The following is a 23,688-nucleotide window of genomic DNA, read 5'->3' on the forward strand; positions in this document are numbered from 1 at the left end:
CACGCACACCTGGACCGCCGCGTGACGGACCTCGAGGCCCGAATCCGCTAGGCCGAGGACGGCTTCGGCGAATCCCAGCTGAAGCTCACGCGACGATTCACCGCAATCGAAATCGTCCTGAAACGAAGCTTCTGCCGCATCCTCGAACGCCTCGGCGTCCCCACCGACGAAATCTCGCAGATCACGGTGACGACCGAAGCCGAGATCGACGCCGTCCTCGAAGAAGGGTGCTGAGGGGCGACCATGACATCCGCACATGTGGATCGCCGAATGACGAAGCTCGAAGCACGAGTCACCGACATCGAGGAAGGCTACGGCGAATCCCAGCTCGGACTGACGAGACGAGTCACGGGACTCGAGATCTGGGCCAGACGTGTCACCGCACACGCAAACGGCGTGGGGCAGAACGTGAAGCTCATCGCCGAACAACTCGGGATCAGTCCGGCCGACACACCAGCGATCAGCATGCCTACCGACGACGAGGTCGACGCCGTCCCCGAACAAGGCTGCTGAGGGTGACCATGACATCCGCACACATCGACTGCCGCTTGGCACCGCTCGAATCTCGGGTCGCCGATATCGAAGACAGCCACGGCGACACGCTCTACGGTCTGTCCAGAGACGTTCGGGGGTTGAAGATCTTCACACGTCGGCTCGCGGCGCAGACGAGCACAATCGGAGCGGGCATCGCACTGATGACGGCGCGGATGGGGCTACCACCGATTCAGCTCATCGACGTCGAGATGCCGACGGAAGCCGAAATCGACGCATTGTTCGAAGGACGAGCGACCTACGTCTGCCCGGCGTCCAGATCATCGGGTCCGAAGGCGTCGGGGAGCAGGGTTCGAAGCGGCACGGGTCCGGTCTTGTGGTCCACCAGAAGATCGGCGCCGCCGTGTTCGTAGAGCAGCTGTCGGCAACGCCCGCAGGGCATCAGGATTTCGCCCCGGGAATCGGTGACCGACAGGGCGAGCAACCGGCCACCACCGCCCGCGAACAGGTTCCCGATCAATACGCATTCGGCGCACAGGCCTAATCCATAGGAAACATTCTCCACATTGCACCCGACGACCACTCGGCCGTCGACCAGCCCGGCCGCCCCGACCGGGAATCGAGAATACGGCGCGTAGGCGCGCTGCATGACCTCATATGCGCTGGTCCGTAATAGTTTCCAGTCGATATCCACGTGTTCGCTACCTTCCGTGGTCGAGGGTCGGTTTCGGTATGGCGGGCGGCTCGGCTGGTCGAATTCTCCCGTCCCGGCGCGTTGTCGCCCGGCTCGGCCCACGCCTGATCGTGGACCTGGTCAGATCCCGGTGCGCGGCAACAGATTTCGGATATCATCGAATTACCTTCGGCCCCTTCGGAAGGTGGAGTCGATGTCCGGTCCGATCAGCGACGGCCTGTGGAATTCGCACGTCACGCCGGAAAGCTATGCGGGCCGGTACCAGGACGCGGTGCTCGAACAGTACAAGCTGTATGTCGAGATGGCCGACCGGATCAGCGCCCGCCGCAGCCTGACCAACAGCTTCTTCCTCACCCTCAACACCAGCGCCTTCACGATCATCGGCGTAATGCTGCAACTCCATCCGAGCCGCGCGGTGTGGACGCTGGTGTGCCCGACGGTCGCGCTGGTCGTGCAGTGCGGAGCCTGGTACTACCTGCTGCGTTCTTACCGTCAGCTCAATGCGGCCAAATATCAGGTCGTCGGCGCACTGGAGGAGCGATTGCCCGCGTCACCGTATTGGCGTGCGGAGTGGACCGCACTCGGTCAGGGCCGGAACCGGCGTCTCTACCGGCCGCTCACCCACCTCGAGCAGTGGGTGCCGGTGATATTCGCGCTCACCTACGTGATCACCTATGTGGTCGCCGTCCTGAAGTGATGTCGGCATGACCGCGCAGGATCTTCGACAACGTGTGCGCGCGACGGAATCCAAGGCACTGTGGTCCGGGCTCGGCAACACCGCACTTGCGCTGCCGTGGGCCGCGGCGATCATCGGATTGATCTTCTTCGCACCGGAACCGCTGCACCGCGGTATTCCCGATGTGTCCCTGTCGCAGTGGCATCAGCTCGTGCTGTTTCCAGCGGTCGCCTGCGGGTTCGGGTTGTGGGAGCGCGGCTACGAAGGGGCGCGCGACTGGCATGCCTGGTACAGCGCACATCGGGTGCGCCGCAAGGTCGACCGCCATCCCGACCGCGCCGCACTTTTGGTGCCGCCGCTCGAGGCGCATCTGAACGAGTTGCGGGCGATTCGAGGCCACCGCCAGGTGGCGCTCCGGCGGGTGTGGTGGATCGTGATTCCGATCGGCCTGATCATTGCGGTGCTGGTGTTCGGCGTGCAGACCGAGGACCCCGATGGCACGCTGCGCGATGCTCCGGAGGCCGTGGTGCCGGTGATCGCCGCACTCGTGGCGATATCGCTCGCCATCATCGCGTTCGCACTACCACGCTGGCGACGCTGGTACGCGGCGTATACCGCCGAAAAGTGGTCGAATAGCCCGGCATACGCCGCGGCGCTAAGTCACCTCGGTCCCGACCCCCGCTACGTTCGCGCGTCCGAGATTCCTCCGCTGCGAGTGCGGTTCGTGCAACCGAAGTCGGTCGATTACCGATTGACCGTGGTGTCGGCCGCGCGCAACGTGTTCAAATCGTCGCCGCTGGAGATCGCCTATCTCCGACTGTTCGAGAACCAGGCCAGAATCCGCAATTTCCTGCACGGCGCGTGGCGCGAATTCGGCTATGTCTACATTCTGCGTAGCTCGGGTTCGGTCAGCCCGGCGGAGGTTGCCCGAGCGCGGGCCGACAACGCGATACGCACCATGTTCGCCGCATCGCCGCGCACCTTCCGTATCGCGCTCGCCGGATTCGGATCCGAGCCGCTGCCGCCGGGTAAGCACCGGCTGACCGGGATCACCAATATGCCCGAACGCGTGCACGATCCGGCCGGTAGCTATCCCGTCCGCGCACTGCTGTGCCACGGCAGTTTCTGGAAGAGCGCGGTCGACCTGCTGTTGGCCAGAGTCGACTTGGTGGCGGTCGATCTGTCGGGATATGTCCCGGCCAACACCGGAACACAGTTCGAACTGCAGCGGGTGATCGACCGCTTTCCGATCAATCGCGCGGTGCTGCTCTGCGATGCGGGCAGCGACCGCGCGTTCATCGAGGCTCAGGTGCGCTATCACTGGTCGCAGATGGCTTCGGGCTCACCCAACGCGGGGGCCACCGAACGCACGATCCTGGTCGCCGTCACGGGCGCGGGGCGTCCTGCGGACCGCGAACTCATGACGCGGTTGCTGGAACGACGCCGATGGACGTCATAGCGAAATTCAGCTGTCACCGACCGGAATCTGCGATAGTTTTCTGTTACCGATGAGTAGGTTATCGCCTGTCGAATGAGACATTTTCCACATTGCCGACGCTCACAATTCGGCCCGTCGAGCTGAGAGCCCCGACGCCGACCGGAAATCGCGAGTTCGATACATAGGCAACACACATAACTCGAATTGCCTTGTCGCGCAAGATCTTTCAGCCGCTATTCGATATCGGCAGGCCGTCCGGAGACCAGCCACGCTTGCCCGCGCAGGGGCCACGGCGCAACCCTTTACACATCAAGAAAGGTAAACCTAACTCGCTCGACTGTAGCGCAACGCACGGCCTGCCGAATTAGTTCCGCGATTGCGAGGGGATTAGAGTCCAGAACAGATCGGTTCAGGTTCCCGGCGGCGGGCCCCGCGCGAGCTATTTGGAGCAGCAAAGCGCAGCCACCTGGGCATTTACATCCACGTCGCCTGCCTCGGACTTGCAACCGGGTCCATCAACGACGTTGGAGGCACCGCACTCTATGACCACGATAGAAGCTCCGGCACAGCCGAAGCGGAAGACGCTGTACCGAGGCGACCCCGGAATGTGGTCGTGGGCGCTGCACCGGATCACCGGTGTCACCATCTTCTTCTTCCTCTTCGTGCACGTCTTGGACACCGCACTCGTTCGGGTCAACCCCGATACCTACGACCACGCCATCGAGATCTACAAGAACCCCATCGTCGCGCTGATGGAGATGGGCCTTGTCGTCTGCGTGCTGTTCCACGCGCTCAACGGCGTACGCGTGATCCTGGTCGACTTCTGGGGCAAGGGCCCGAAGTACCAGAAGACGATGCTCTGGGTGATTCTCGCCATCTGGTTCCTGCTGGTGGTTCCGGCCGTCGGCCGCCAGTTCTTCTACCTGTTCACGGAGCACTGATCCCATGAGTGAGCGAAGCGAACGAATGATGAACACAGCCGCCACTGCGGTCATGCCGGAGCCGAGCGTCAGCGAGGCACAGGCATGAGCGCACCCGTTCTCGGTAAGTCGTACGACCGGCCCGCGAGCCTGGACCTCCCTCGCTCGCCACGTGCCCGCTCCAACAACAACTTCGAGAAGTACGCGTGGCTGTTCATGCGCTTCTCCGGCCTGCTGCTGATCGTGCTGGTCCTCGGCCACATGACGATCATGCTGCTGCTCGACGGCGGCGTGAAGCGGCTGAACTTCGCCTTCGTGGCCGGCCGCTGGTCCAGCCCGTTCTGGCAGTTCTGGGATCTGAGCATGCTCTGGCTGGCCCAGCTGCACGGCGGCAACGGCCTGCGCACGGTGATCGCGGACTACTCGCGCAAGGACTCGACCCGGTTCTGGCTGAACACCCTGCTGGCCATTTCGATGATTCTGATCGTGGGCGTCGGCACCTACGTCATCTTCACCTTCGACCCCAACATCAGTTAGGAACAGGCGAACTCCCATGCGTGAGCGCAGCGAACGAATCATCGACACAGCGTGTTTCACACATGCCGGAGCCGAGCGCAGCGAGGTGGAGGCATGAGTGAATCCCGGATTCAGGAGCACCGCTACGACGTCGTCATCGTCGGTGCCGGTGGCGCCGGTATGCGCGCGGCGATCGAGGCCGGTCCCCGGGCCCGCACCGCCGTTCTGACGAAGCTCTACCCGACCCGCAGCCACACCGGTGCTGCACAGGGTGGCATGTGCGCCGCGCTGGCCAATGTCGAAGAAGACAACTGGGAATGGCACACCTTCGACACCGTCAAGGGTGGTGACTACCTGGTCGACCAGGACGCCGCGGAGATCATGGCCAAGGAGGCCATCGACGCGGTGATGGACCTGGAGAAGATGGGTCTGCCGTTCAACCGCACGCCCGAGGGCAAGATCGACCAGCGGCGCTTCGGTGGTCACACCCGTGATCACGGCAAGGCCCCGGTCCGCCGCGCGTGCTACGCCGCCGACCGCACCGGCCACATGATCCTGCAGACGCTGTACCAGAACTGCGTCAAGCACGACGTGGAGTTCTTCAACGAGTTCTATGTGCTCGACCTGGTCATGTCCGAGTCCGAGCGCGGTCCGGTCGCGACCGGTGTGGTCGCCTACGAGCTGGCCACCGGCGAACTGCACGTCTTCCACGCGAAGTCGATCATCTTCGCCACCGGCGGTTCCGGCCGGATGTACAAGACCACCTCGAACGCGCACACGCTGACCGGTGACGGTATGGCGATCGTGTTCCGCAAGGGTCTGCCGCTGGAGGATATGGAGTTCCACCAGTTCCACCCGACAGGCCTGGCAGGCCTGGGCATTCTGATCTCGGAGGCCGTCCGCGGTGAGGGCGGCATCCTGCGCAACGCCAGCGGTGAGCGCTTCATGGAGCGCTACGCCCCCACCATCAAGGACCTCGCGCCGCGTGACATCGTCGCCCGCTCGATGGTGCTCGAGGTGCTCGAGGGCCGCGGCGCCGGACCGAACAAGGACTACGTCTACATCGACGTGACCCACCTCGGCGAGGACGTGCTCGAGGAAAAGCTGCCCGACATCACCGAATTCGCGCGCACCTACCTGGGTGTGGACCCGGTGAAGGAACTGGTGCCGGTCATGCCGACCTGTCACTACGTGATGGGTGGCATCCCGACCCGGATCCGCGGCGAGGTGCTGCGCAACAACACCGATGTGGTGCCCGGCCTGTACGCCGCCGGTGAGTGCGCGTGCGTCTCGGTGCACGGCTCCAACCGTCTCGGCACCAACTCGCTGCTCGACATCAATGTCTTCGGCCGCCGCTCCGGCATCGCCGCCGCGGAGTACGCCCAGCGCACCGAATTCGTCGAGATGCCGGAGAACCCGGCGCAGATGGTGCAGGACTGGCTGGCCATGCTGCTGTCGGATCACGGCAACGAGCGCGTCGCGGATATCCGCACCGAATTGCAGTACACGATGGATATGAACGCCGCGGTGTTCCGCACCGAGGACACCCTCAAGCAGGCGCTCACCGATATCCACGCGCTCAAGGACCGCTACACCCGAATCACGGTGCAGGACAAGGGCAAGCGCTACAACAGCGACCTGCTCGAGGCCGTCGAGCTGGGCTTCCTGCTGGAGTTGGCCGAGGTCACCGTGGTGGGCGCGCTCAACCGCAAGGAATCGCGCGGCGGCCACGCCCGCGAGGACTACCCGGACCGCGACGACGTGAACTTCATGCGGCACACGATGGCCTACAAGGAGGGCGCGGAGCTCATCTCCGATATCCGCCTCGACTTCAAGCCGGTGGTGCAGACCCGCTACGAGCCGATGGAGCGTAAGTACTGATGACTGCCGCACTCGAAACACCCCCGCAGAAGGCCGCACCGGTGCCCGAGGGCTCGGTCATGGTCGACGTCAAGGTCGCCCGGTTCAACCCGGAGGACGACAAGGGCGCGCACTGGGAGACCTTCCAGGTGCCGGTCCTGCCGACCGACCGCTTCCTGAATGTGCTCATCTACATCAAGTCCTACCTGGACGGCACGCTCACCTTCCGGCGCTCCTGCGCGCACGGTGTCTGTGGTTCGGACGCCATGCGGATCAACGGCGTGAACCGGCTGGCCTGCAAGGTGCTGATGAAGGACATGCTGCCCAAGAGCGGCAAGTCCCTCACCATCACCGTCGAGCCCATCCGCGGCCTGCCCGTGGAGAAGGACCTCGTGGTCAACATGGAGCCGTTCTTCGACGCGTTCCGTGCCGTGAAGCCCTACCTGATCACCTCGGGTAACGAGCCGACCCGCGAACGCATCCAGAGCCAGGCCGACCGCGCCCGGTTCGACGACACCACCAAGTGCATCCTGTGCGCCTGCTGCACCACCTCCTGCCCCGTGTACTGGAGCGACGGCAGCTACTTCGGCCCGGCCGCGATCGTGAACGCGCACCGCTTCATCTTCGACAGCCGCGACGAAGGCGCCCGCGAACGCCTCGACATCCTCAACGACGTCGAAGGTGTCTGGCGCTGCCGCACCACCTTCAACTGCACCGACGCTTGCCCCCGCGGCATCGAGGTCACCAAGGCCATCCAGGAAGTCAAGCGCGCACTGCTGTTCGCCCGCTGACCCCAGGACCAACCTCACCGGACCGAAAAACGAAGGCCGCCTACATCTTCGGATGCAGGCGGCTTTCGCCATTCGTGCGCTCATCGGCCGTGCCCACCAAAGGCCGTTCGCTCATATCGAACACATCTGCATCCAGTCACCAGCTGCCTTTGTCGTCTGCGCAATAAACGGCGGTACGGATGCGTTCCAGGGGGCATGAGTGAAGAGAAAGTAGAGGTAGTCGGCGTCCCCGCGCGCAATGCGTACGAGATCCGGCTCGATGGCACGACCGTCGGTGAGGAGCTGTATTTCGATGACGGTTTACACCGTGTCTTCTATGCGACAGAAGTCGATCCGGCTTTCGGCGGAAGGGGATTGGGCAGCATTCTGATCCACGACGCGCTCGCGGACACGGTGGCGAGCGGCCGCCGGATCGTGCCGGTGTGCCCGTTCGTGGTGCGGTGGGTCACCAGGCACGACGATTTCGCGGCGAGTGTCGACGAGCCGACACCCGCACTGCTGCATCGCATTCCGGCACTGCCCCGCTGACGGCATCACCCACCGGACCGGTGCAGCGGTGCGGCACTGGCCCACCCGTCCCCCGCGATCACCACGTGGTCCAGGAAGCGCAGGCCGACGGTGCGGGCGGATTCGATAAGCAGCGTGGTCGCGCGGCGATCGTCGAAGCTGGGGACCGGGTCGCCGGAGGGGTGATTGTGCACGACCGCGAAGGCGCGACCGTCGTGGCGCAGCACGGTATTCAGGATTTCACGGACCGGGACGGCAACCTGATCGATTGCCCCCTCGGCGACGAATACCTTGTGCCGCAAGCGATTCTGCGCATCGCACACCAGCACCAGCAGCCGTTCGACGCGGGCGCCCGCGAACAGCGGCAGCGCTACCCGGACGACGTCGGCGGCGCCGTCCAGGCGCGGGGCGGTCTCCGGACTGTTGCGCGCCCTGGTGCCGAGGTGGAAGGCGGCGATGATGGCCGCCGCCTTGGCCTCCCCCACACCCGCGCGCCGCGACAATTCCTCCGGCCGCGCGGCTGCCAGACCAGCGATGCCGCCGTGCTCGGCGATCAGCTCGGCGGCCATATCCAATGCGCTTTCACCGCGGCGACCTTGGCGCAGCAGCACGGCGAGCAATTCGCTGTCGCTGAGCGCGTGCGGGCCGAGCGCGAGCAGCCGTTCGCGTGGACGTTGGCCCAATGGCATTTTGGCGATGGGTACCGACATCAATCCCCCTCGAATGCGATGCGACCTCCGCATCATGCCAGCACCCACCGACACTGATGCGATGGCGACCATGGTCTGCGCACCGCGACCGGGTCGGGCAGACTGAATGCGCAGGTCCAACCATGGGGGTCGAATGTTCAACTGGCGCAGGCGGAGTGCGCGTCACATCGGGCTCGCCGCAGTCTTTCTCGCGGCCGCCTGCGGTGCGCAGGCCCAGACCGTGCAGGGCCCGCACCTCGACAACACCCCGGGCATCGGCAAGTACTACCACCAAACGCTGGTATGGGGTCCGTGCGACGGTTTCGAGAACGGCGCGAACCGCACCGGACTCGAATGCGCCCGCGTGACCGTTCCGATCGATTACGCCGAGCCAGATGGCAAAACCGCACGCCTCGCGATCTCGCGGTTGCGTGCACGCGGACAGAAGGTCGCCTCGATCCTCACCAATCCGGGCGGCCCCGGCGGTATCGGACTGACGCTGCCCGCCGACCTCGCGCACACACCGCTGGCGGAACGCTTCGATGTGATCGGCATCGATCTGCGCGGACTCGGCGCGTCGACGCCGAAGCTCGTTTGCAGTACGCCCGAGGAGCTGGCTGCCGAACGTGCCGGTCTGGCAGGGGAATACCTGCCCTTCTGGATGTCGCAGGCCGAACACGACAGCATGGATCTGGCCGCGAAATGCGTGCAGCGCACCGGATCAGCGTTGCTGTCACATGTCGGAACTTCCGAGTCAGCCGCCGACCTCGACATCGTCCGAGCGGCACTCGGTGAGGAGAAGCTGACCTACTTCGGCGTTTCCTACGGCACCCGACTCGGCTCGACCTATGCCGAGATGTTCCCGGATCGGGTGCGTGCCATGGTCCTGGACGGCGCGGCCGATCCGGCCACCAATATCGCCGATCCGGTGATCGTCTATGCCGGTATGCAACGGGCTTTCGACGCGTACGCCGCCGACTGCGTGCAAGCGCCGGACTGTCCGATCGGCACCGATCCGGCCAAGGCGTCCGAGCGCATGGCGGCATTGCTGCGTCCGCTAGCCGACCGCCCCGCCACCACGAACGACGGTCGCGGCCTCGGCTATTCGGATGCCACGACCGGGGTGATCTCGACCATGTACACCTCGAAAGCCTGGCCGGTGCTGACCCGCGGCCTCACCGAACTGACCAGGGGCCACGGCGATGTCCTGCTCACCCTGGCCGACAACTATCTCGCGCCCGAGTCGGTGGACACCGGTTACAAGACCGCCGTGAGCTGCCTCGACGACCGGCGGATCACCGATCGAGCGAGCGCGCTCGAACTGGACCGGCGGGTCCGCGCCGCCGCCCCGGCGTTCGACACCGGCCGCGCGGCCGATTGGGTTCCGTTCGACGCCTGCACCTTCTGGCCCGTCCCACCGACCAGCCGCCCGCATACCCCGACGGTGACCGGCCTGCCGAAGTTGGTGGTCGTCTCATCCACCGGTGATCCGGTCACGCCGTACCAGGGCGCGACGAATCTCGCCCGCGCGCTGGGCGCCACGTTGGTCACTTATGAAGGCATCCAACATGGTTCGTTCCTGGACGGCGTCGAATGCGTCGACGAACCGGTCCTGAAGTACCTGATCGGGCTGACTCCGCCCCGGGAAGGTCTGCGCTGCCCGACGCGGTGAGTCCGATCAGCCGTCGGCAACCGCGATCTCGGGTCCGGGCAGGGGGGACAGCACACCGGCAGCCAATCGCTGCAATTGGTGAAGTTGCCGCTCGTGCACAACGATTCGGCGCAGCGCCTCGTTGATGGTGGCGCTGCTCGTCGACGTGCCCATGATGGCGGCCGCGGCGGCGAGCAGTTTCTGGTCGAGATCGATCCGCACGGATTTCATGCGCCCTCCTTCGTACATTCGCCATATTGCTTTATCCGGTCCGCTCATGTCTGGCAAATCGGGCACAACGTCGGAATTCGCATTTGACTAACTACCCTACGGGGGTATAGTTCCCGACATGGAGCACGAGCACGGAACGCCCATCGAACACCACGAACATGCCGGGCATACAGCACATTCCGCGCATGCGGCAGCCGCCGGGCACACTCAGCACGCAAACACCGAGCATCACGCTCCCGCATCCTGGCGAATGGCCGCCCAGGCCACCCTGCACTGCCTCACCGGCTGCGCGATCGGCGAAATCCTCGGCATGGTGATCGGCACGGCACTCGGCTGGAACAACACCGCGACCATGGTGCTGGCGATCGCGCTCGCCTTCCTTTTCGGATACGCGCTGACCATGCGCGGCGTACTGAAGGCAGGTCTGCCGCTGGCCGCCGCGATAGCCACCGCGCTGGCCGCCGATACGGTATCGATCACGGTCATGGAAATCGTCGACAATGCCGTCATCCTCGCCGTGCCCGGCGCCATGGACGCACACCTGGATACGGTCATGTTCTGGGCGACGCTCGCCTTCTCCCTGGTGGTGGCCTTCATCCTCACCACCCCGGTCAACAAGTGGATGATCGGCCGCGGCAAGGGCCATGCGGTGGTGCACGAATTGCACGGTCACCACTGATCACCTCGCCGACGCCGACGCCGGTCCGCTGCCGGTAATAACGCGAAGAAGCCCGCCCAGCTATACAGTTTGACCAGCTGGGCGGGCTTTTGTTGTCGCGAAGACCCCGCGGTGCTTGCATCGACGTATGTTCACCGAAGCTCAGCTGTACTCGCCGGTGACCCGATCCGGCGATGGCGATGTCATGGTGCACTTGAGCGACGAGCACCCCGGCGTGCATGATCCCGATTACCGCGCCCGCCGCAATGCGATCGCCGCGCTGGCGCTGGATTACGCACCGGGTAAATCCTTGCCACAGATCGACTACACCGATGAGGAACAACAGGTGTGGCGGATCGTGTCGGCCGAACTCGCACGCAAACACCAGAAGTACGCCGCCACCGAGGTGCTCGCGGCCGCGGCCCGGCTCGATTTGCCGAGCGATCACATTCCGCAGCTCGACGAGGTCTCCGCGGCACTGGTCCCGCTGACCGGATTCCGCTATGTGCCTGCCGCCGGTCTGGTGCCGCTGCGCGAGTTCTTCGGTTCCTTCGCCGACCGCACCTTCCACTCCACCCAGTACATCCGGCACCATTCGGCCCCGCTGTATACCCCGGAACCCGATGCCATCCACGAGATCATTGGGCACGCCAATCAGATAGCCAGCCTGCGCTTCGCCGCCATCTACGAGGCGGTCGGCGCGGCCGTCGCCCGGCTGACCACCGAGACGGCGCTCAAGTTTCTCGCCGATGTCTTCTGGTTCTCCATGGAGTTCGGCGTGGTCCGGGAGAACGGCGAAATCCGTTGCTATGGAGCTGGATTGCTGTCCTCCTACGGCGAGATCGAGGAGTTCCAGCACGCCGAGCTGCGACCGCTGGATGTGGCGACGATGGGCACCGCCGTTTACGACATCACGCACTACCAACCGATTCTGTATTGCGCACAGTCGATTTCGGAGATCGAGGATGTGATCGGCGGCTTCTTCGCCAGCATGGACGACGATTCGCCGCACCGCGTACTGCACACTGCTGGTAGAATGTGACACATCATCGTTTAAAACTCGAAAGTTGCTGGGAGACATAGGGTTCGGCAAATTCGAACCTGCCGCGACAACCGACCGACCGGCTGTTAGCCTGCCTCGCGTCCGATCTCTTCGAAGGGGCGCGAGCCGAGATGACTGCTGATACAACAGATTCCACAACCGAGACGCCGCTGTGGCTGCAGGGCCGGGACGCGGTGGTCGCCGCGACGCCGACCGAGGATTGGCGCAACGGCGCGCCCGATTACCACCTGACCAGGCAAACCGTGCCGCGCGAGCGCACCACCGAGCACGCCGCGGGCTCGCTCGAGGCCGTCGTCGAAGACCTGGTGCGGGTCTTCGAAATGGAGGTCTCGCACAAGAAGGACCCGGCGACCTGGGTTTCGCTGGTGGCCGAGCACTACCGGGGCCGGGTCAACGGCGGGCCGTGGCAGGACGCCGAGGAATTCGCCAGGATCGGCAGCTACAACATCCTGATCGGCGACAACCCGTACTACGAGGTCGAGCAGGAGACCTTCGAGTCCTCCCATGAGATCTTCCACACCGCCTTCCCGAACGGCTTCTTCTGGGAGGTGCTCGAGGTGCTGGCCGGACCGCCCGCGGTCACCTTCCGCTGGCGGCACTGGGGCCGCTACGACGGCGAATACAAGGGCAACCAGCCCACCGGCGCATTGATCGAGATGTTCGGCGTGACGATCGCCAGGGTCAGCGACGACCTGCGCATTCTCGAACTCGAGCACTTCTACGACAACAACAAATTGCTCGGCCCATTGGCACACGGGTGCCCGGTTACCAAGTCCGGCTAGGATTTTCGGCCGCTCGGCAGCACTACTGCTTGCCGAGCGGTAGCCCCGCCTCCAGGAAATCCAGTGCGCGATTGAGGTTCTCGGCATTCAGCGGGTTGAACCTCGCGATGCCGAGCGCGACTCCCGCGATGGCACCCGCGGTCACGCGTATCTCGAAATCGTCCGCATCCCGGCCCATCTGGTCGGCGAGCAAACCCGCCATCAGGTCGATGCCGCGTTGCAGTTCCAATCCGATGGCCGCGCGTAGCTCGGGCACGTGATACAGCAGCGCCTGACGTTCCTGTTCGAATGCCAGCTCGGCTGCGGGCAGATTCGCGAACACCCCCGCGATCGCATTGCGGAACGCCGTCATCGGCGGGATGTCGTGGGGCTGGGCCCGTATCGCATCGATCATCAGTGGATCGAGATCGTCGGCGAGCACCAACTGTTCTTTGGTCGGGAAATAGCGGAAGAAGGTGCTCGGTGATACCTCGGCCGCCGCGGCGATCTGCTCGATGGTGGTCTCGGTATAGCCCTGCTCACGGAACAGCCGGAACGCTTCTTCGCGAATCGTCCGGCGGGTCCGTTCCTTCTTCCGCTCGCGCAGGCTCTGCGCGACCGTCCCGTCCGCGGGTAGCTCAACCGACATGAGTCGATTCTGGCCCATCGACCGGCACCAGCGCGTCCGGTATCGCCTCCTCATGTTGTGGTGCGGCCGTGGACCGCCCCGGCAGCACCCGCAGTGCGAGCGGCACCGCCACCGCGCAGAGAGCCGCACACACCCACAGCATCGCGCTCATGCCGCCGACGAACGCGGACTGCACCTGCTCCAGCATCGCCGCATTGCCCGTCGACTTCGCAACCGCCACACCGGCATTCACGCTGTCGCGAATCGGATCGACATTCAATGCGCCGAGATCGCCGCGGTACACGGTAGCCAGGACGGTGCCGAGCACCGCCACCGCGATGGTGCCCGCCGCCTGACGCAACGCCTGCACCAGTGCCGAGCCGACGCCCGCACGAGCCACCTCGAGATTGTCCAGTGCGACCGCCATGCCAGCTGGCAGCCCGAGGCCCATGCCCGCGCCGGTCAACCCGACCCATACGGCCACGAACCAGTACGAGGTCCCCACTTCGGTCAGCCCGCCCAAGCCCATGCCGACCGCGAGCACCGTCAGGCCGAGTCCCACCATCAGCGCCGGTCCCAGTTTCGGCTGCAAGCGATCACCCAACCGCGATCCGATCAGCAGTCCGCCGATCAACGGCAGCAGGCGCACGCCGCTGCCCAGCGCATCCGCGCCGAGGACCGCCTGGAAGTACTGCGGCACGGTGAAGAATAGGCCGAACAAGCCGAACGTGATGATCACGGTGAACGCCGCGCCCCAGCGGAAGCCGGGGCTGCCGAACAGGCCCAGATCGACCAGCGGGAAGCTCGCCCGCCGCTGCCACGCGATGAATGCCGCGACGGCCGCGACTCCGCCGAGCAGCGCACCCCAGCCGAGCCCATTGCCCCAACCCTTGTCACCGAGCCGGATGAATCCATAGGTGACGCCGACCATGCCGAGAATCGACAGTGCGACGCCCGGCAGATCCATCGGCCGCTGATCCGGGTTCCGCGACTCCGGCACCAGGACCGCGATGGCAAGCACACCGAGCACCACCATCGGGACATTGATCAGGAATACCGAACCCCACCAGAAGTTATCGATCAGCCAGCCGCCGAGGATCGGACCGAGCGGCAGGCCGAGTGCGGTCGAGGTGACCCAGATGTTCATGGCCTTGGCCCGCTGCGCCGAATCCGGGAACAGCACCGGCAGCACCGCCATCGACAACGGGATCATGACCGCCGCCGCGATGCCGAGCACCACGCGGGCCGCGATGAGTTGACCGGCGGTGGTGGCGAAGGCGCAGGCCAGCGATGCCGCTCCGAACAGCACCAGCGCGCCGAGCAGCAGCTTTTTGCGGCCGTAGCGGTCGCCGAGCGCACCCGCGGGCAGCATCACGGCCGCCAGCGCCAGTGTGTACGCGGTGCTGAACCACTGCAGCGCGCCGGTGTTCGCATTCAGGTCGACGGCGAGGGTGGGCAGCGCCACGGTCAGCACGGTCATATCCAGGCCGATGGTCAGCATTGCCAAGGCCAGCGCCCCCAGCGCCAACCAGCGGCGAGTCGAGTCTGTCTGCATAGCCCCTCCAGAAAATGATAGTTACAACTATTTGATAGTAGCTCCCATTTAGTAGTTCCTGTCAATACTTGGCGCATCCGTGTCTCATTACGGCCCACCGCGCGGCCGGTCAGTAGGCTCGCAGCCGATGAGCACCCGGGATCTTCGCCTCCTCGTCGCACTCTGCCTCGGTTCCGCACTGGCCATTACGGCCGTGACCTGGGGCCCTGCCGCGACCGTTTCGCATGCGACGCCGACGACCACCACCACGACGACGCCGTTCAGCACCCCGAATACCGACAGCTGCCCGCAGAAGACGAAGCCGCCCAACCCGATCGACGAATCCGAGGTCCCCGAACCCGGACAGCCGTCGCCGACCCCGCTGGCCGTGCCGACTCCACCGGTCGGCGGCTCACGCCTGGGTGAATGCGGCGTCGTCATCCCGCGCGGCGCACCGCCGGTGCCGCAAGAAATTTCCGCCACGGCCTGGCAGATTTCGGACCTCGATACCGGTGAGGTGCTCGCCGCCAAGGACCCGCACGGGCGCTACCGGCCCGCCAGCACGATCAAGGTGCTGCTCGCGACCGTCGCGCTGCGCAGCCTCGACCTGAACAAGACCGTCACCGGAACCCAGGACGACGCGAATGCCGACGGCACCCGCGTCGGCATCGGCCCCGGCGGCCGCTACACCAACCGACAGCTCATGCAGGCGCTGATCATGGCGTCGGGCAACGATGCCGCGCACGCCATCGCCACCCAGCTCGGCGGCGACGCCGCAACGGTACAGAAGATGAACGATCTGGCGAAGTCGTTGTATGCCTTGGATACTCGCACCGCCAGCCCGTCCGGCCTGGACGGCCCCGGGATGAGCACCTCGGCCTACGACCTGTCGGTGCTGTTCCGCGAGGCCATGACGATTCCCTTGTTCGCCGAATTCATCCACACCGAGCAAATCGATTTCCCCGGCTACCCCAAGGACCCGAAAAACCCTGACGACAAAGACCATCCGGGTTTCCCCATCGCCAACGACAACCACCTGCTCTACGAATACGACGGTGCGCTCGGCGGCAAGACCGGTTACACCGACGACGCGAGGCAGACCTTCGTCGCCGCCGCCCAACGCGACGGCCGCAGACTCGTCGTGACGCTGCTGAAAGCCGATGTGCTGCCGATACGTCCGTGGGAACAGGCCGCGCGCCTGCTCGACTACGGTTTCGCCCTGCCGAAGAGCTCCACCGTCGGCAAGCTCCCGGAAACCAAGTCCGCATCCACGAAAGGCACTGCGGGACTTGCCTCCCCACCCCCGAAGGACACCGACGCCCAGCCCGCCGATGAATCCGACGACCACTCGGGCACCCGCACGCTATTGCTGGTAGGCGGCGTCATCCTGGTCCTCGCACTCCTGCTCGGAGCCCGCCGCATGAGTCGCCACCGATAGGCCCGCGCCGGGGACGAGGAAAAGCTGCACCCGTTGTCGAGATCCGCTACAGGACCGCGGACTTCCTCAGTCGTTAATCGGCCTGCCGCAGCATTTCTTGTATTTGCGGCCCGATCCGCACCAGCAAGGCTCGTTGCGGCCGCGCGGCCAGACGACGACGTTGCCGGTCTCAGCCAGTACCGCGGCGTATTCGGCCCGTGTCTGTGCCAAAGCCGGGTCCGCGCTGATGGACTCGGCATAGTCGATGAGGCCCGCGACGGTCGCCGCGGCGATACGTGCCGCCGACGGCAGACCTCGCAGCGTACGCTCCACCAGCCCCCGGTGCTCTTCGTGGGTTTCGTACTGCTCACGCAACGCTGGCCAGCGCTTCAGAGCTGCGGCGAATTCGCTTTCCGGCCAATACAACACCGAAGTCGCGGACGGGTGCGCTGTCCCGTAGTGCCCGCCGGTGCCCTGATCGAGCCACCACTGTCGGCCTTCTTCCGCCACGCGATCGATCGAATCCTCCGGCAAGCCCAGGGCGTCGCGAATGCGGCTGCGGGTCATCGCAAGTTCTTGCAGGCCGAGATACGGTTCGGAGTCCGTGTCGTCGGCCAGCGCGAGTTGCCGAGCCAGCCCGGCCTCCAGCCAGCGCATCGCCGCATCGAATTCGCGGCGCTCCTCGAACATTTCGGCTGCGGTCAGGTAGGCGACATGGTCGTCGGTTCCCTCAGCGAACACGGTTTCGAGCAGAGCCAACCCCGTCTGTTCGGCGTTGTCGGTGAGGTCGGTGCCATGATCGATCAGGAAAGTCGCGTACCAGACGCGGGCATCGCCGACAACCGTCCCGCCGTCGGCGACCGCCGCTCGATGCAGCCGCAGCGCTCGCTCCGGATTGTCGGCCATGACCCAATGGTCGGCCGCTTCGGTCAGATACTGCGCCCGCTCAGCCGGGTTGTCAGCCGCCTCTTGTTCGAGCTGGCGCGCGGCCTCCTCCGGGGACTCACAGAAATCGGCGAAGCGATCGGCAAACTCGTCCCGCAGCCGATCCCGTTCCGCGAGCAGCCGCGCCTGCTCGGCAAGCAGGGCCGCGTACTCCGCCCGCTCGGCATCCGCCTGTCCCACCACCGCAGACTCCTCTCGAATCGTGATTTCTCATCGCTGTCACATGATGCGTCCGGTGCGACTGTCAGGATGGGTCACGACAGTAGATTGTCGGTTTGCCACGACCACCTTCTTGCTTTACGAGTCCGGCCGCGCGAAGTGCACGCAGTGCCTTGCGGATGTTCGGGGCCGACAGCGCCAGAGTCGTCTCGAGTTCGTGGACGGTGCACGGACCGACTGCCAGCGCGTCGTAGATCTTCTGCTCGGTCGCATTGAGTTTCGGCGACTGCACAGGTTCCCGAGCGGAGTGATACAGCACGGCTGTGAATCGAATTCCGGCGTCGACGTAGTGGGCGGGCGGCAGTGCCGCCTGTTCGAGCGACTCGGCGACCATGGGCAGACCGGTCGCCAACGCCTCGATTACTCGGGCACCGGTATCCGGGGAACGAACATGCTGACAGATGGCAACCAGCCGTGCGTTACGCGCCGAGGTCACCGCATCACGACCCAGCCGCTCGACCGTAATACCATACAGGCCACCCGGATTGGTGATGACCAATCGGTCCCGCCGCAGGCGGACCTCGATGGCCATCCCCATCGACCAGTGGTCCAGATCCCGATGAACCAACGCGTTGCCGATCAACTCGCGAAACGCGACGAGTGGATACTCCGTCCGATCGTGAACGGTTCCGTCGGCAGCTGTCACGATCGACGTACCGAAGGTGCGTCGGGCCCAAGCCAGCGCTTCATCGAGCATTCGAGGTATGGGCCCCGTGATCGTTGTTTGATTGCGCGCACGGACTTGTGGCGGATCACCCGGCTGCGGTTCAGCCGATGCCTGAATCACGAACCGCGGAAACCATTGCTGTGGATGGACACCCATCGCCAGGATCCCGGCCACCGTCGGGCAGCGATCCGCGGCGAGGACGCCCGCGCGCAACAACAACTCCGTGTCGTCGGCGAACCGCCCGAGCCCGCGCGGATCACGCTCCCGCACTGAGCGCAAGAATTCTCGAACAAGATCGGAGTCCAGATCGGACCATGCCGCGCCCTCCACTGGTTCTCGGTCGAACGGCGGTGGACATCTCGACGCCAGAAACGCCTGCTCCTCCAGTTCCGACATCGCGAAGTCGCCGTCGTAGCTGCGAAGGTAAGCGATCCCGGTTGCGGCGACCCGACACGGCTTCGCCGCACGATCGCATTCGTGGACACGAACGACGACAACGGGTTCGCCATCGACCATGCCATCCTCGACGAGTATCCGGATCGGCGGCGTGAACGAACGTGCCTTTGTCCCCAACCCCTGCTTCAAGCCATGCACATCCCCCAGCGGCACGGGCCGGAACCCGGTCCGCTCATCGAGCCCGAGAATGATGGTGCCGCCACCCGGCAGGTTCGCAAGCGCACTCAACGTGCTGGTCAGCGACTGCGGCAGCCCACCGGCCGCAGACTTGACCTCGACATCGACACGATCGCCACCGGCAGCACGGATCTGTGCGATCAGCTCACTCACATCGACCATGTGGGTAATGTAACCCCATGCAGTTACATTTTCGAGCAAATTAGTTACATTTGCTGTGTACTGCCCCAGCGTGCAATCAGTCACTACGTGAAAGCGTTGCTCGAGTTGCCAGATTTTGGTCATCCAGCTATCCGGTAGTCGAACGCGGGGCAACCGCCGACACGCGAGCGACGGGATCAGGGGATGGTTTGTGCCAGGCGGGTGATTTCGCGGCGGATTGTGGGCTGGTCGCAGGGGGTTATGTGGAATTCGTTGTATTGGTGGCGGTAGTGGTAGCGGCCGTCGCCTTCGATGTCGAACCAGTTCAGGTATTCGGGTGGGGCGGGATGGGAATCGCGTAGGCCGCGAAGGAATTCCACGGTTCCGGAACCGGAGCGCGGGGCGCGTAGCAGGCGGTAGATACGGTCGGACGGTGTTTCTTTGATGCCGGTCCAGGACTCGAGGTTGTCGACCAGGCGTTGGGCATCCTCGGCCACGGCCGGATGACGTCCGGGTGGCACGTCGCCGAGCACTGCTGTGAATACGGCGGGCACGATCGCGGCGGTGCCGACCTCGAGCACTACATTGCCGCCGAAATCGGGGGTAGGGCCCGGCCGTTGCACCAGGGTGACGCCGATGTCGGCGTCGATCGCGCCGAATGCGCGCAATGGGCGTCGCCGAGTTCCGGTGAGTGTCAATGCGATTCGCGGATCGGCCGCCACCCGCAAGGCAGCCGAGAGGTCGGGGTTGGCGTGCAGCGGCAGGCGGCGGTCCAATTCGCGTGTGAGCTGGTCGAATTCGTCCTCCCAGCGCACCGAGGCGATCAGGCGCAGGGGAAAGGGGTAGCGATCCGACCGCGTCTCACGCCAGATGTGCATGAACTCATCGGGCCTGAACTCGAACTTCACCCGCGCTCACCGCTCGGGTGGGCCGCGGGTGCGTCGGCCCCGATCGACTGGGGAACCGCCGGATCGTCCGGGCCGACCAGTTCTTCGTACTGGCCGATCAGATAATCGGGAACCTTGCGGTTCGACTCGTCCTCCCCCGATTTGCGCCCCGTGCCGGGCGACATGCCCGACATACCGTTGCGGCCGGTGCTGGACGCGCTGGTCGTCGCAGTGGAAACCGTTGCCGCGCCGGAATTTCCGGTCGTCGGCACACCGGTGACACTGCGTCCCGGACTCGGTGTGGTGCTGCTGCCGGGCCCGGAGGTACCGCCCGATCCGGATGTGCCGAAGCCGCCCGCATGCCCCGAGGTCGTCGGAGTGGTGGTTGCCGTGGCGGGCGAGGTGGCAGTGGTGCTCGCGGCCGTCGTCGGAGACTGGGTTTGTTGTCCGGCAGTGGAATTCGAGTCGAGACCCGTGGGGGTCACCGTGCCCTGATCGGTCCCCGATGTCCCCGATCCATTCGACTCGCCGTTGTTACCGCCGGTATTTCCGGTGCCGGATCCGGTGGTGGTGCCGCCATTGCCGTCCCCGCTGCCACCGCTCGGCCCGGCAACGCCCTCGTTGCCACCGCCGCCCGGCGACGTGACCGGCACGAATGTCGGAACTCCTGATCCGGCGGGGCCGTAGGACGGTTTGTAGTTGTTGTTCATGGTGTCGATCGCCGTGCGATGCAGCGCCTCGATGCCGCGCTGATAGGCGACCTCCTGACTGTCACCGTCCCCGACCAGCCCCGCGCCGACCGCGGAAATAATGACCTGCGCGGGGTCCAGCGAGGTCGCCGAACCCCTGCTCCCCTGCGCCGCGGACGGTGGCGGCACCGTCATCTTCACCACTTCGGCGGCCGACGCCACGCCCTTTATCCGGTGCCCGCAGGCATTGATCACCTGCTCGACATCACTTGCCTGCCGATAGAACGTCTGCGCCGCAGCGAGAGCCGCATCAGCCATAACCCCCTCGATGCCCGAGGACAATGCTTTCTGAATCGCGAGATTCGCGCCGAACAGTCCACCGCTCAGCGCGGTGGCGATGCTGATCCAGGTATCGGCCTGCTGATGCATGATGCCCGGACTCATCTTCTGGGCGTTGGTGTAGATCTCCTCGTGGGTATGGCCCTCGAACTGCTCCATCCGAGTGATGTACGCCGGATCCTGGCCGTCGGCAGACAGTTTCGTCCCGTACTGCTCCGCACCCTGCTGCTGACTACGCGCGAGCGTGCTCGGCTGACTGGTGTCGGGCTTGCGGCTCGAATCGAATGCACCGAGCGCCGAAGGAACATCGTTGATATCGAGGCCGGTCATCGTCAGTTGTCCTTGCCGATCTCCGGCTCGATGGTGGAGGCGATGTCGGTGATGCCGTCGCAGGGGTTGAGGTTTTGTGGGGCGCGGTTAGTCAGATCGACCGTTATCTGCAAGAACCCGACCTTGGTTCGGACATCGACCTGGCAGCCGCGACGCACTTGGGGATCACGAATCAACAGGGCTTGGCGACCGTTTACAGTTATCGGCTCGCTGTATGAGCCGACCTTCGTCAGGTCTTCCTCCCAGGTCGCGTTGCCGGAGTTCAAAGCCAGATTTCGCGTCGGGGAGGAGATGGTGCAGGTCAGGAAGCTGTACTCCGCCACGAGGTCGTCCAGTCGCTGTCGAGTAGCTGGATCGAATCCCGCTCGCCGGAATGTGTCGTCGCTGATCCAGGTGCACGGGTCGAAGACCACCTTGGGGCGTCCAGTGCTGGTGGTGTATTTGTTGTCCTGCGACGGCGGCTGGAGCTTGGGGTTGGTGAGCGTCGGCCGGACTGATTGTGTGCCTGTGGATGACGTGGTGGTTTGACCAGAGTCAACTGGTTGTGTGGTGTCGCGGTTGGATGAGCAGCTCGCGGCGAGTGGTGCGACGGTCATCGCCAAAAGCGCCAGCAAGGTTTTGCGGATTCCGATCATGACGACTGCACTCCTGAAGTACCGGTGGTGATCGATCTCGCGTACATGGCGTCGGCTTCCTCCACCAACTGACCGGCTCGCAGGTAGGCCGCCGCCATCTTCAAGGCCGCCTCTTTCATTCCCGTTAGAGCATCGGTCATCTGCACTGCTTTGCCGGAAAATCCATCCTGAAGCTGCTTGGCGGAATCGAACCCGCCGAAGCCGGTGAGCCGATGCAAGTTGGCTGATCGCTTGATCTGCGGATCGAGCGTCGTCTCGACGAACCTCGTATAGACCTCGGCGCACCGCCGTGCGGCATCCGCCTCCATCCGGAACGTTCCCCCACTGGCCTGTTGATACAGCGCGTTCGCGGCCGATTGCCCCACTTCCATCGACTGCCCCTCCCTCGCTGTCCGTGCGCTTACTGTACTGGACGCGTGAAACGGTCAATCGGTTCCATTGAGACGCAAAGACAGTCTCGATTGGTTTCGATACTGCGGGTTCGGACCGCTCCAGACGGATTCTGTCCCAGCGTTCCTCCAGCCGTGTGCCCCGACAGAGGTTTATGCCGTGTCGCGTAGCCCCACGGATCGGGATGCGCCGGTGTTGATCTGGACCCGCGAATATGCCATTAGATGCAACTTGTCCTGGGGTTATGTCCTGATCGCATGGAAATCCGCACTGTTACCACCAGCTGGAGTCGTGGCGTGATCTCCTGTTGCGAACAGTGAAACCTGAAGGGAGGCAGGCATGTCGGAGGATGGATCAACCCTGGCACGGCGTCAGTTGGGGAAGTATCTGCGCAACGGGAGGCAGGAACGCGGACTTTCGCTCCACGAGGCGGCCAGGCTGATTCAGCGCAGTGGCAGCACGCTCCACCGCATGGAGAAGGGTCAGGTGGCCGAACTGCGCGAGATCGATATCGACGCGCTGTGCACGATCTACGAGTTCGATGCCGACCACACCGCAGCAATGAAAGCGCTTGCGGTACAAGGTAACGAGCTCGGTTGGTGGTATGAGTACGCCGACCTGCTGCCGAGGAACTTCGACTTCTATGTCGGTCTCGAGGCATCGGCACAACGCCTGACGACCTACGAACCCGAACTCGTACCAGGGTTATTGCAGACGCCAGCGTACGCAAGCGTGCTCATCCGGGCGGTCTACCCTGACGACGATGCCGAGGAGCACGCACGCAGGGTGAGATTGCGAATGCGAAGGCAAGCCAGAATCACCCGCAAATACCTTCCGGCATCGCTCGATGTAATCCTTCGAGAATCGGTCCTACGGGGAATCGTTGGCGGGTCGAATGTCATGGCGACCCAGATGAGGCATCTCGCCGACATGAGCACCCGTCCCAACGTGAATTTGCAGGTCCTTCCGTTCAACGCTGGGTTCCCCGTTGGAGCCGCAGTTGGTCCATTCGTCATCCTGGAGTTCGGCACTGATAGAGATGGACAGCCGATCGAGCCGCCCGTGGTCTACACCGAAAACTTCACAGGTGGCTTGTATCTTGCGAAACCAACCACGGTTCAGCGATACGATCATACGTACGAGAGTCTTCGGCGAAGCGCGATGGACGCCGCTGCCAGCCGAGCTCTGCTCAGGCAGATGGCGAAGGAGTATGCGTGAACAGCGATTTGGCCGGTGCCGACTGGTTCAAGAGTAGGCACAGCGGCGGAGCCGAAAACTGCGTTGAGG

Annotated in this window: 25 protein-coding genes; 14 read left to right on the forward strand and 11 right to left on the reverse strand. The window is 64.5% G+C overall.

Annotated elements, in window-relative coordinates; all coding sequences use genetic code 11:
- Window positions 1-270: 270 nt before the first annotated feature.
- Complete coding sequence (locus NP3_RS06705; RefSeq protein ID WP_157124161.1) at window positions 271-513, forward strand: hypothetical protein; 243 nt, start codon at window positions 271-273, stop codon at window positions 511-513.
- 277 nt (window positions 514-790) lie between these two features.
- Here NP3_RS06705 and NP3_RS06710 read toward each other — a convergent pair whose 3' ends face one another.
- Window positions 791-1,186 (reverse strand): cytidine deaminase, encoded by a 396-nt coding sequence (locus tag NP3_RS06710; RefSeq protein ID WP_169814453.1) that lies wholly within the window; start codon window positions 1,184-1,186, stop codon window positions 791-793.
- 193 nt (window positions 1,187-1,379) lie between these two features.
- Between NP3_RS06710 and NP3_RS06715 the strand changes: the two genes are divergently transcribed.
- The 7 genes from NP3_RS06715 to NP3_RS06745 all read left to right on the forward strand — a co-directional run bounded on the left by NP3_RS06715 (window position 1,380) and on the right by NP3_RS06745 (window position 7,915).
- Window positions 1,380-1,883: a RipA family octameric membrane protein gene (locus NP3_RS06715; RefSeq protein ID WP_174566176.1), complete on the forward strand. Its 504-nt coding sequence runs from the start codon at window positions 1,380-1,382 to the stop codon at window positions 1,881-1,883.
- A 7-nt stretch (window positions 1,884-1,890) separates the two neighbouring features.
- A complete protein-coding gene (locus NP3_RS06720) occupies window positions 1,891-3,321 on the forward strand; it encodes a hypothetical protein (RefSeq protein ID WP_063038834.1) in 1,431 nt (476 codons plus the stop codon).
- A 521-nt stretch (window positions 3,322-3,842) separates the two neighbouring features.
- Window positions 3,843-4,241: a succinate dehydrogenase, cytochrome b556 subunit gene (gene sdhC, locus NP3_RS06725; RefSeq protein WP_084508279.1), complete on the forward strand. Its 399-nt coding sequence runs from the start codon at window positions 3,843-3,845 to the stop codon at window positions 4,239-4,241.
- 84 nt (window positions 4,242-4,325) lie between these two features.
- Window positions 4,326-4,757 (forward strand): succinate dehydrogenase hydrophobic membrane anchor subunit, encoded by a 432-nt coding sequence (locus NP3_RS06730; protein WP_040686830.1) that lies wholly within the window; start codon window positions 4,326-4,328, stop codon window positions 4,755-4,757.
- 108 nt (window positions 4,758-4,865) lie between these two features.
- Window positions 4,866-6,617: a succinate dehydrogenase flavoprotein subunit gene (gene sdhA / locus NP3_RS06735; protein WP_063038888.1), complete on the forward strand. Its 1,752-nt coding sequence runs from the start codon at window positions 4,866-4,868 to the stop codon at window positions 6,615-6,617.
- Window positions 6,617-7,387: a succinate dehydrogenase iron-sulfur subunit gene (locus NP3_RS06740; protein ID WP_063038838.1), complete on the forward strand. Its 771-nt coding sequence runs from the start codon at window positions 6,617-6,619 to the stop codon at window positions 7,385-7,387. The genes sdhA and NP3_RS06740 overlap by 1 nt, the downstream gene beginning before the upstream one ends.
- A gap of 195 nt (window positions 7,388-7,582) precedes the next feature.
- Entirely contained in the window at window positions 7,583-7,915 is a 333-nt protein-coding gene (locus NP3_RS06745; RefSeq protein ID WP_063038840.1) for a GNAT family N-acetyltransferase, read from the forward strand.
- 5 nt (window positions 7,916-7,920) lie between these two features.
- Here NP3_RS06745 and NP3_RS06750 read toward each other — a convergent pair whose 3' ends face one another.
- Complete coding sequence (locus NP3_RS06750; RefSeq protein WP_063824701.1) at window positions 7,921-8,604, reverse strand: JAB domain-containing protein; 684 nt, start codon at window positions 8,602-8,604, stop codon at window positions 7,921-7,923.
- Window positions 8,605-8,737: 133 nt separating this feature from the next.
- Between NP3_RS06750 and NP3_RS06755 the strand changes: the two genes are divergently transcribed.
- Complete coding sequence (locus tag NP3_RS06755; RefSeq protein WP_063038842.1) at window positions 8,738-10,255, forward strand: alpha/beta hydrolase; 1,518 nt, start codon at window positions 8,738-8,740, stop codon at window positions 10,253-10,255.
- Window positions 10,256-10,261: 6 nt separating this feature from the next.
- On the opposite strand, the gene NP3_RS06760 is transcribed toward NP3_RS06755, so the two are convergent.
- Window positions 10,262-10,465, reverse strand: a complete 204-nt coding sequence (locus tag NP3_RS06760; protein WP_063038892.1) for a type II toxin-antitoxin system VapB family antitoxin — start codon at window positions 10,463-10,465, stop codon at window positions 10,262-10,264.
- A gap of 118 nt (window positions 10,466-10,583) precedes the next feature.
- On the opposite strand from NP3_RS06760, the gene NP3_RS06765 reads away from it, so the two are divergent.
- From NP3_RS06765 to NP3_RS06775, 3 genes are all read left to right on the forward strand, one after another.
- A complete protein-coding gene (locus NP3_RS06765; RefSeq protein ID WP_063038844.1) occupies window positions 10,584-11,144 on the forward strand; it encodes a DUF4396 domain-containing protein in 561 nt (186 codons plus the stop codon).
- Window positions 11,145-11,271: 127 nt separating this feature from the next.
- Window positions 11,272-12,165: a phenylalanine 4-monooxygenase gene (locus tag NP3_RS06770; RefSeq protein ID WP_063038846.1), complete on the forward strand. Its 894-nt coding sequence runs from the start codon at window positions 11,272-11,274 to the stop codon at window positions 12,163-12,165.
- Between the two features lie 131 nt (window positions 12,166-12,296).
- Window positions 12,297-12,968 (forward strand): ester cyclase, encoded by a 672-nt coding sequence (locus NP3_RS06775; protein WP_063038848.1) that lies wholly within the window; start codon window positions 12,297-12,299, stop codon window positions 12,966-12,968.
- 22 nt (window positions 12,969-12,990) lie between these two features.
- Here NP3_RS06775 and NP3_RS06780 read toward each other — a convergent pair whose 3' ends face one another.
- Window positions 12,991-13,596, reverse strand: a complete 606-nt coding sequence (locus NP3_RS06780; protein ID WP_063038850.1) for an acyl-CoA-like ligand-binding transcription factor — start codon at window positions 13,594-13,596, stop codon at window positions 12,991-12,993.
- The gene (locus NP3_RS06785; RefSeq protein ID WP_063038852.1) at window positions 13,586-15,130 is read right to left on the reverse strand and encodes an MFS transporter; all 1,545 of its coding nucleotides are present in this window, start codon (window positions 15,128-15,130) and stop codon (window positions 13,586-13,588) included. The genes NP3_RS06780 and NP3_RS06785 overlap by 11 nt, the downstream gene beginning before the upstream one ends.
- Before the next feature lie 127 nt (window positions 15,131-15,257).
- Here NP3_RS06785 and NP3_RS06790 point away from each other — a divergent pair, with 127 nt between their 5' ends.
- A complete protein-coding gene (locus NP3_RS06790; RefSeq protein WP_063038854.1) occupies window positions 15,258-16,547 on the forward strand; it encodes a D-alanyl-D-alanine carboxypeptidase family protein in 1,290 nt (429 codons plus the stop codon).
- Between the two features lie 66 nt (window positions 16,548-16,613).
- Here NP3_RS06790 and NP3_RS06795 read toward each other — a convergent pair whose 3' ends face one another.
- From NP3_RS06795 to NP3_RS06820, 6 genes are all read right to left on the reverse strand, one after another.
- Window positions 16,614-17,654 carry an SEC-C metal-binding domain-containing protein gene (locus tag NP3_RS06795; RefSeq protein ID WP_063038856.1) on the reverse strand — a complete coding sequence of 347 codons (1,041 nt, stop codon included), beginning with the start codon at window positions 17,652-17,654 and terminating at the stop codon, window positions 16,614-16,616.
- A 61-nt stretch (window positions 17,655-17,715) separates the two neighbouring features.
- Window positions 17,716-19,152 (reverse strand): ATP-binding protein, encoded by a 1,437-nt coding sequence (locus NP3_RS06800; protein WP_218024818.1) that lies wholly within the window; start codon window positions 19,150-19,152, stop codon window positions 17,716-17,718.
- A 176-nt stretch (window positions 19,153-19,328) separates the two neighbouring features.
- Window positions 19,329-20,039 (reverse strand): ESX secretion-associated protein EspG, encoded by a 711-nt coding sequence (locus NP3_RS06805; protein ID WP_063038858.1) that lies wholly within the window; start codon window positions 20,037-20,039, stop codon window positions 19,329-19,331.
- A complete protein-coding gene (locus NP3_RS47680) occupies window positions 20,036-21,376 on the reverse strand; it encodes a hypothetical protein (RefSeq protein ID WP_063038860.1) in 1,341 nt (446 codons plus the stop codon). The genes NP3_RS06805 and NP3_RS47680 overlap by 4 nt, the downstream gene beginning before the upstream one ends.
- A gap of 2 nt (window positions 21,377-21,378) precedes the next feature.
- Entirely contained in the window at window positions 21,379-22,011 is a 633-nt protein-coding gene (locus NP3_RS06815) for a DUF3558 domain-containing protein (RefSeq protein ID WP_063038862.1), read from the reverse strand.
- Window positions 22,008-22,382: a hypothetical protein gene (locus tag NP3_RS06820; RefSeq protein WP_063824702.1), complete on the reverse strand. Its 375-nt coding sequence runs from the start codon at window positions 22,380-22,382 to the stop codon at window positions 22,008-22,010. Before NP3_RS06820 ends, NP3_RS06815 begins: the two co-directional genes overlap by 4 nt.
- 358 nt (window positions 22,383-22,740) lie before the next feature.
- On the opposite strand from NP3_RS06820, the gene NP3_RS06825 reads away from it, so the two are divergent.
- On the forward strand, window positions 22,741-23,619 hold the full coding sequence (locus NP3_RS06825; protein WP_063038865.1) for a helix-turn-helix domain-containing protein: 879 nt from the start codon (window positions 22,741-22,743) through the stop codon (window positions 23,617-23,619).
- Window positions 23,620-23,688: the final 69 nt, after the last annotated feature.

This window comes from Nocardia pseudovaccinii NBRC 100343 (assembly GCF_001613225.1).
GTDB classification, from domain to species: Bacteria; Actinomycetota; Actinomycetes; order Mycobacteriales; family Mycobacteriaceae; genus Nocardia; species Nocardia pseudovaccinii.

What these genes read in the sequence shown, in the direction of transcription:
- NP3_RS06705 (WP_157124161.1), top strand. Translation starts at nt 271, where the DNA reads ATGACGAAGCTCGAAGCACGAGTCACCGACATCGAGGAAGGCTACGGC.
- NP3_RS06715 (WP_174566176.1), top strand. Translation starts at nt 1,380, where the DNA reads ATGTCCGGTCCGATCAGCGACGGCCTGTGGAATTCGCACGTCACGCCG.
- NP3_RS06720 (WP_063038834.1), top strand. Translation starts at nt 1,891, where the DNA reads ATGACCGCGCAGGATCTTCGACAACGTGTGCGCGCGACGGAATCCAAG.
- sdhC (WP_084508279.1), top strand. Translation starts at nt 3,843, where the DNA reads ATGACCACGATAGAAGCTCCGGCACAGCCGAAGCGGAAGACGCTGTAC.
- NP3_RS06730 (WP_040686830.1), top strand. Translation starts at nt 4,326, where the DNA reads ATGAGCGCACCCGTTCTCGGTAAGTCGTACGACCGGCCCGCGAGCCTG.
- NP3_RS06740 (WP_063038838.1), top strand. Translation starts at nt 6,617, where the DNA reads ATGACTGCCGCACTCGAAACACCCCCGCAGAAGGCCGCACCGGTGCCC.
- NP3_RS06745 (WP_063038840.1), top strand. Translation starts at nt 7,583, where the DNA reads ATGAGTGAAGAGAAAGTAGAGGTAGTCGGCGTCCCCGCGCGCAATGCG.
- NP3_RS06750 (WP_063824701.1), bottom strand. Translation starts at nt 8,604, where the DNA reads ATGTCGGTACCCATCGCCAAAATGCCATTGGGCCAACGTCCACGCGAA.
- NP3_RS06755 (WP_063038842.1), top strand. Translation starts at nt 8,738, where the DNA reads ATGTTCAACTGGCGCAGGCGGAGTGCGCGTCACATCGGGCTCGCCGCA.
- NP3_RS06760 (WP_063038892.1), bottom strand. Translation starts at nt 10,465, where the DNA reads ATGAAATCCGTGCGGATCGATCTCGACCAGAAACTGCTCGCCGCCGCG.
- NP3_RS06765 (WP_063038844.1), top strand. Translation starts at nt 10,584, where the DNA reads ATGGAGCACGAGCACGGAACGCCCATCGAACACCACGAACATGCCGGG.
- NP3_RS06770 (WP_063038846.1), top strand. Translation starts at nt 11,272, where the DNA reads ATGTTCACCGAAGCTCAGCTGTACTCGCCGGTGACCCGATCCGGCGAT.
- NP3_RS06775 (WP_063038848.1), top strand. Translation starts at nt 12,297, where the DNA reads ATGACTGCTGATACAACAGATTCCACAACCGAGACGCCGCTGTGGCTG.
- NP3_RS06780 (WP_063038850.1), bottom strand. Translation starts at nt 13,596, where the DNA reads ATGTCGGTTGAGCTACCCGCGGACGGGACGGTCGCGCAGAGCCTGCGC.
- NP3_RS06785 (WP_063038852.1), bottom strand. Translation starts at nt 15,130, where the DNA reads ATGCAGACAGACTCGACTCGCCGCTGGTTGGCGCTGGGGGCGCTGGCC.
- NP3_RS06790 (WP_063038854.1), top strand. Translation starts at nt 15,258, where the DNA reads ATGAGCACCCGGGATCTTCGCCTCCTCGTCGCACTCTGCCTCGGTTCC.
- NP3_RS06800 (WP_218024818.1), bottom strand. Translation starts at nt 19,152, where the DNA reads ATGGTCGATGTGAGTGAGCTGATCGCACAGATCCGTGCTGCCGGTGGC.
- NP3_RS47680 (WP_063038860.1), bottom strand. Translation starts at nt 21,376, where the DNA reads ATGACCGGCCTCGATATCAACGATGTTCCTTCGGCGCTCGGTGCATTC.
- NP3_RS06815 (WP_063038862.1), bottom strand. Translation starts at nt 22,011, where the DNA reads ATGATCGGAATCCGCAAAACCTTGCTGGCGCTTTTGGCGATGACCGTC.
- NP3_RS06820 (WP_063824702.1), bottom strand. Translation starts at nt 22,382, where the DNA reads ATGGAAGTGGGGCAATCGGCCGCGAACGCGCTGTATCAACAGGCCAGT.
- NP3_RS06825 (WP_063038865.1), top strand. Translation starts at nt 22,741, where the DNA reads ATGTCGGAGGATGGATCAACCCTGGCACGGCGTCAGTTGGGGAAGTAT.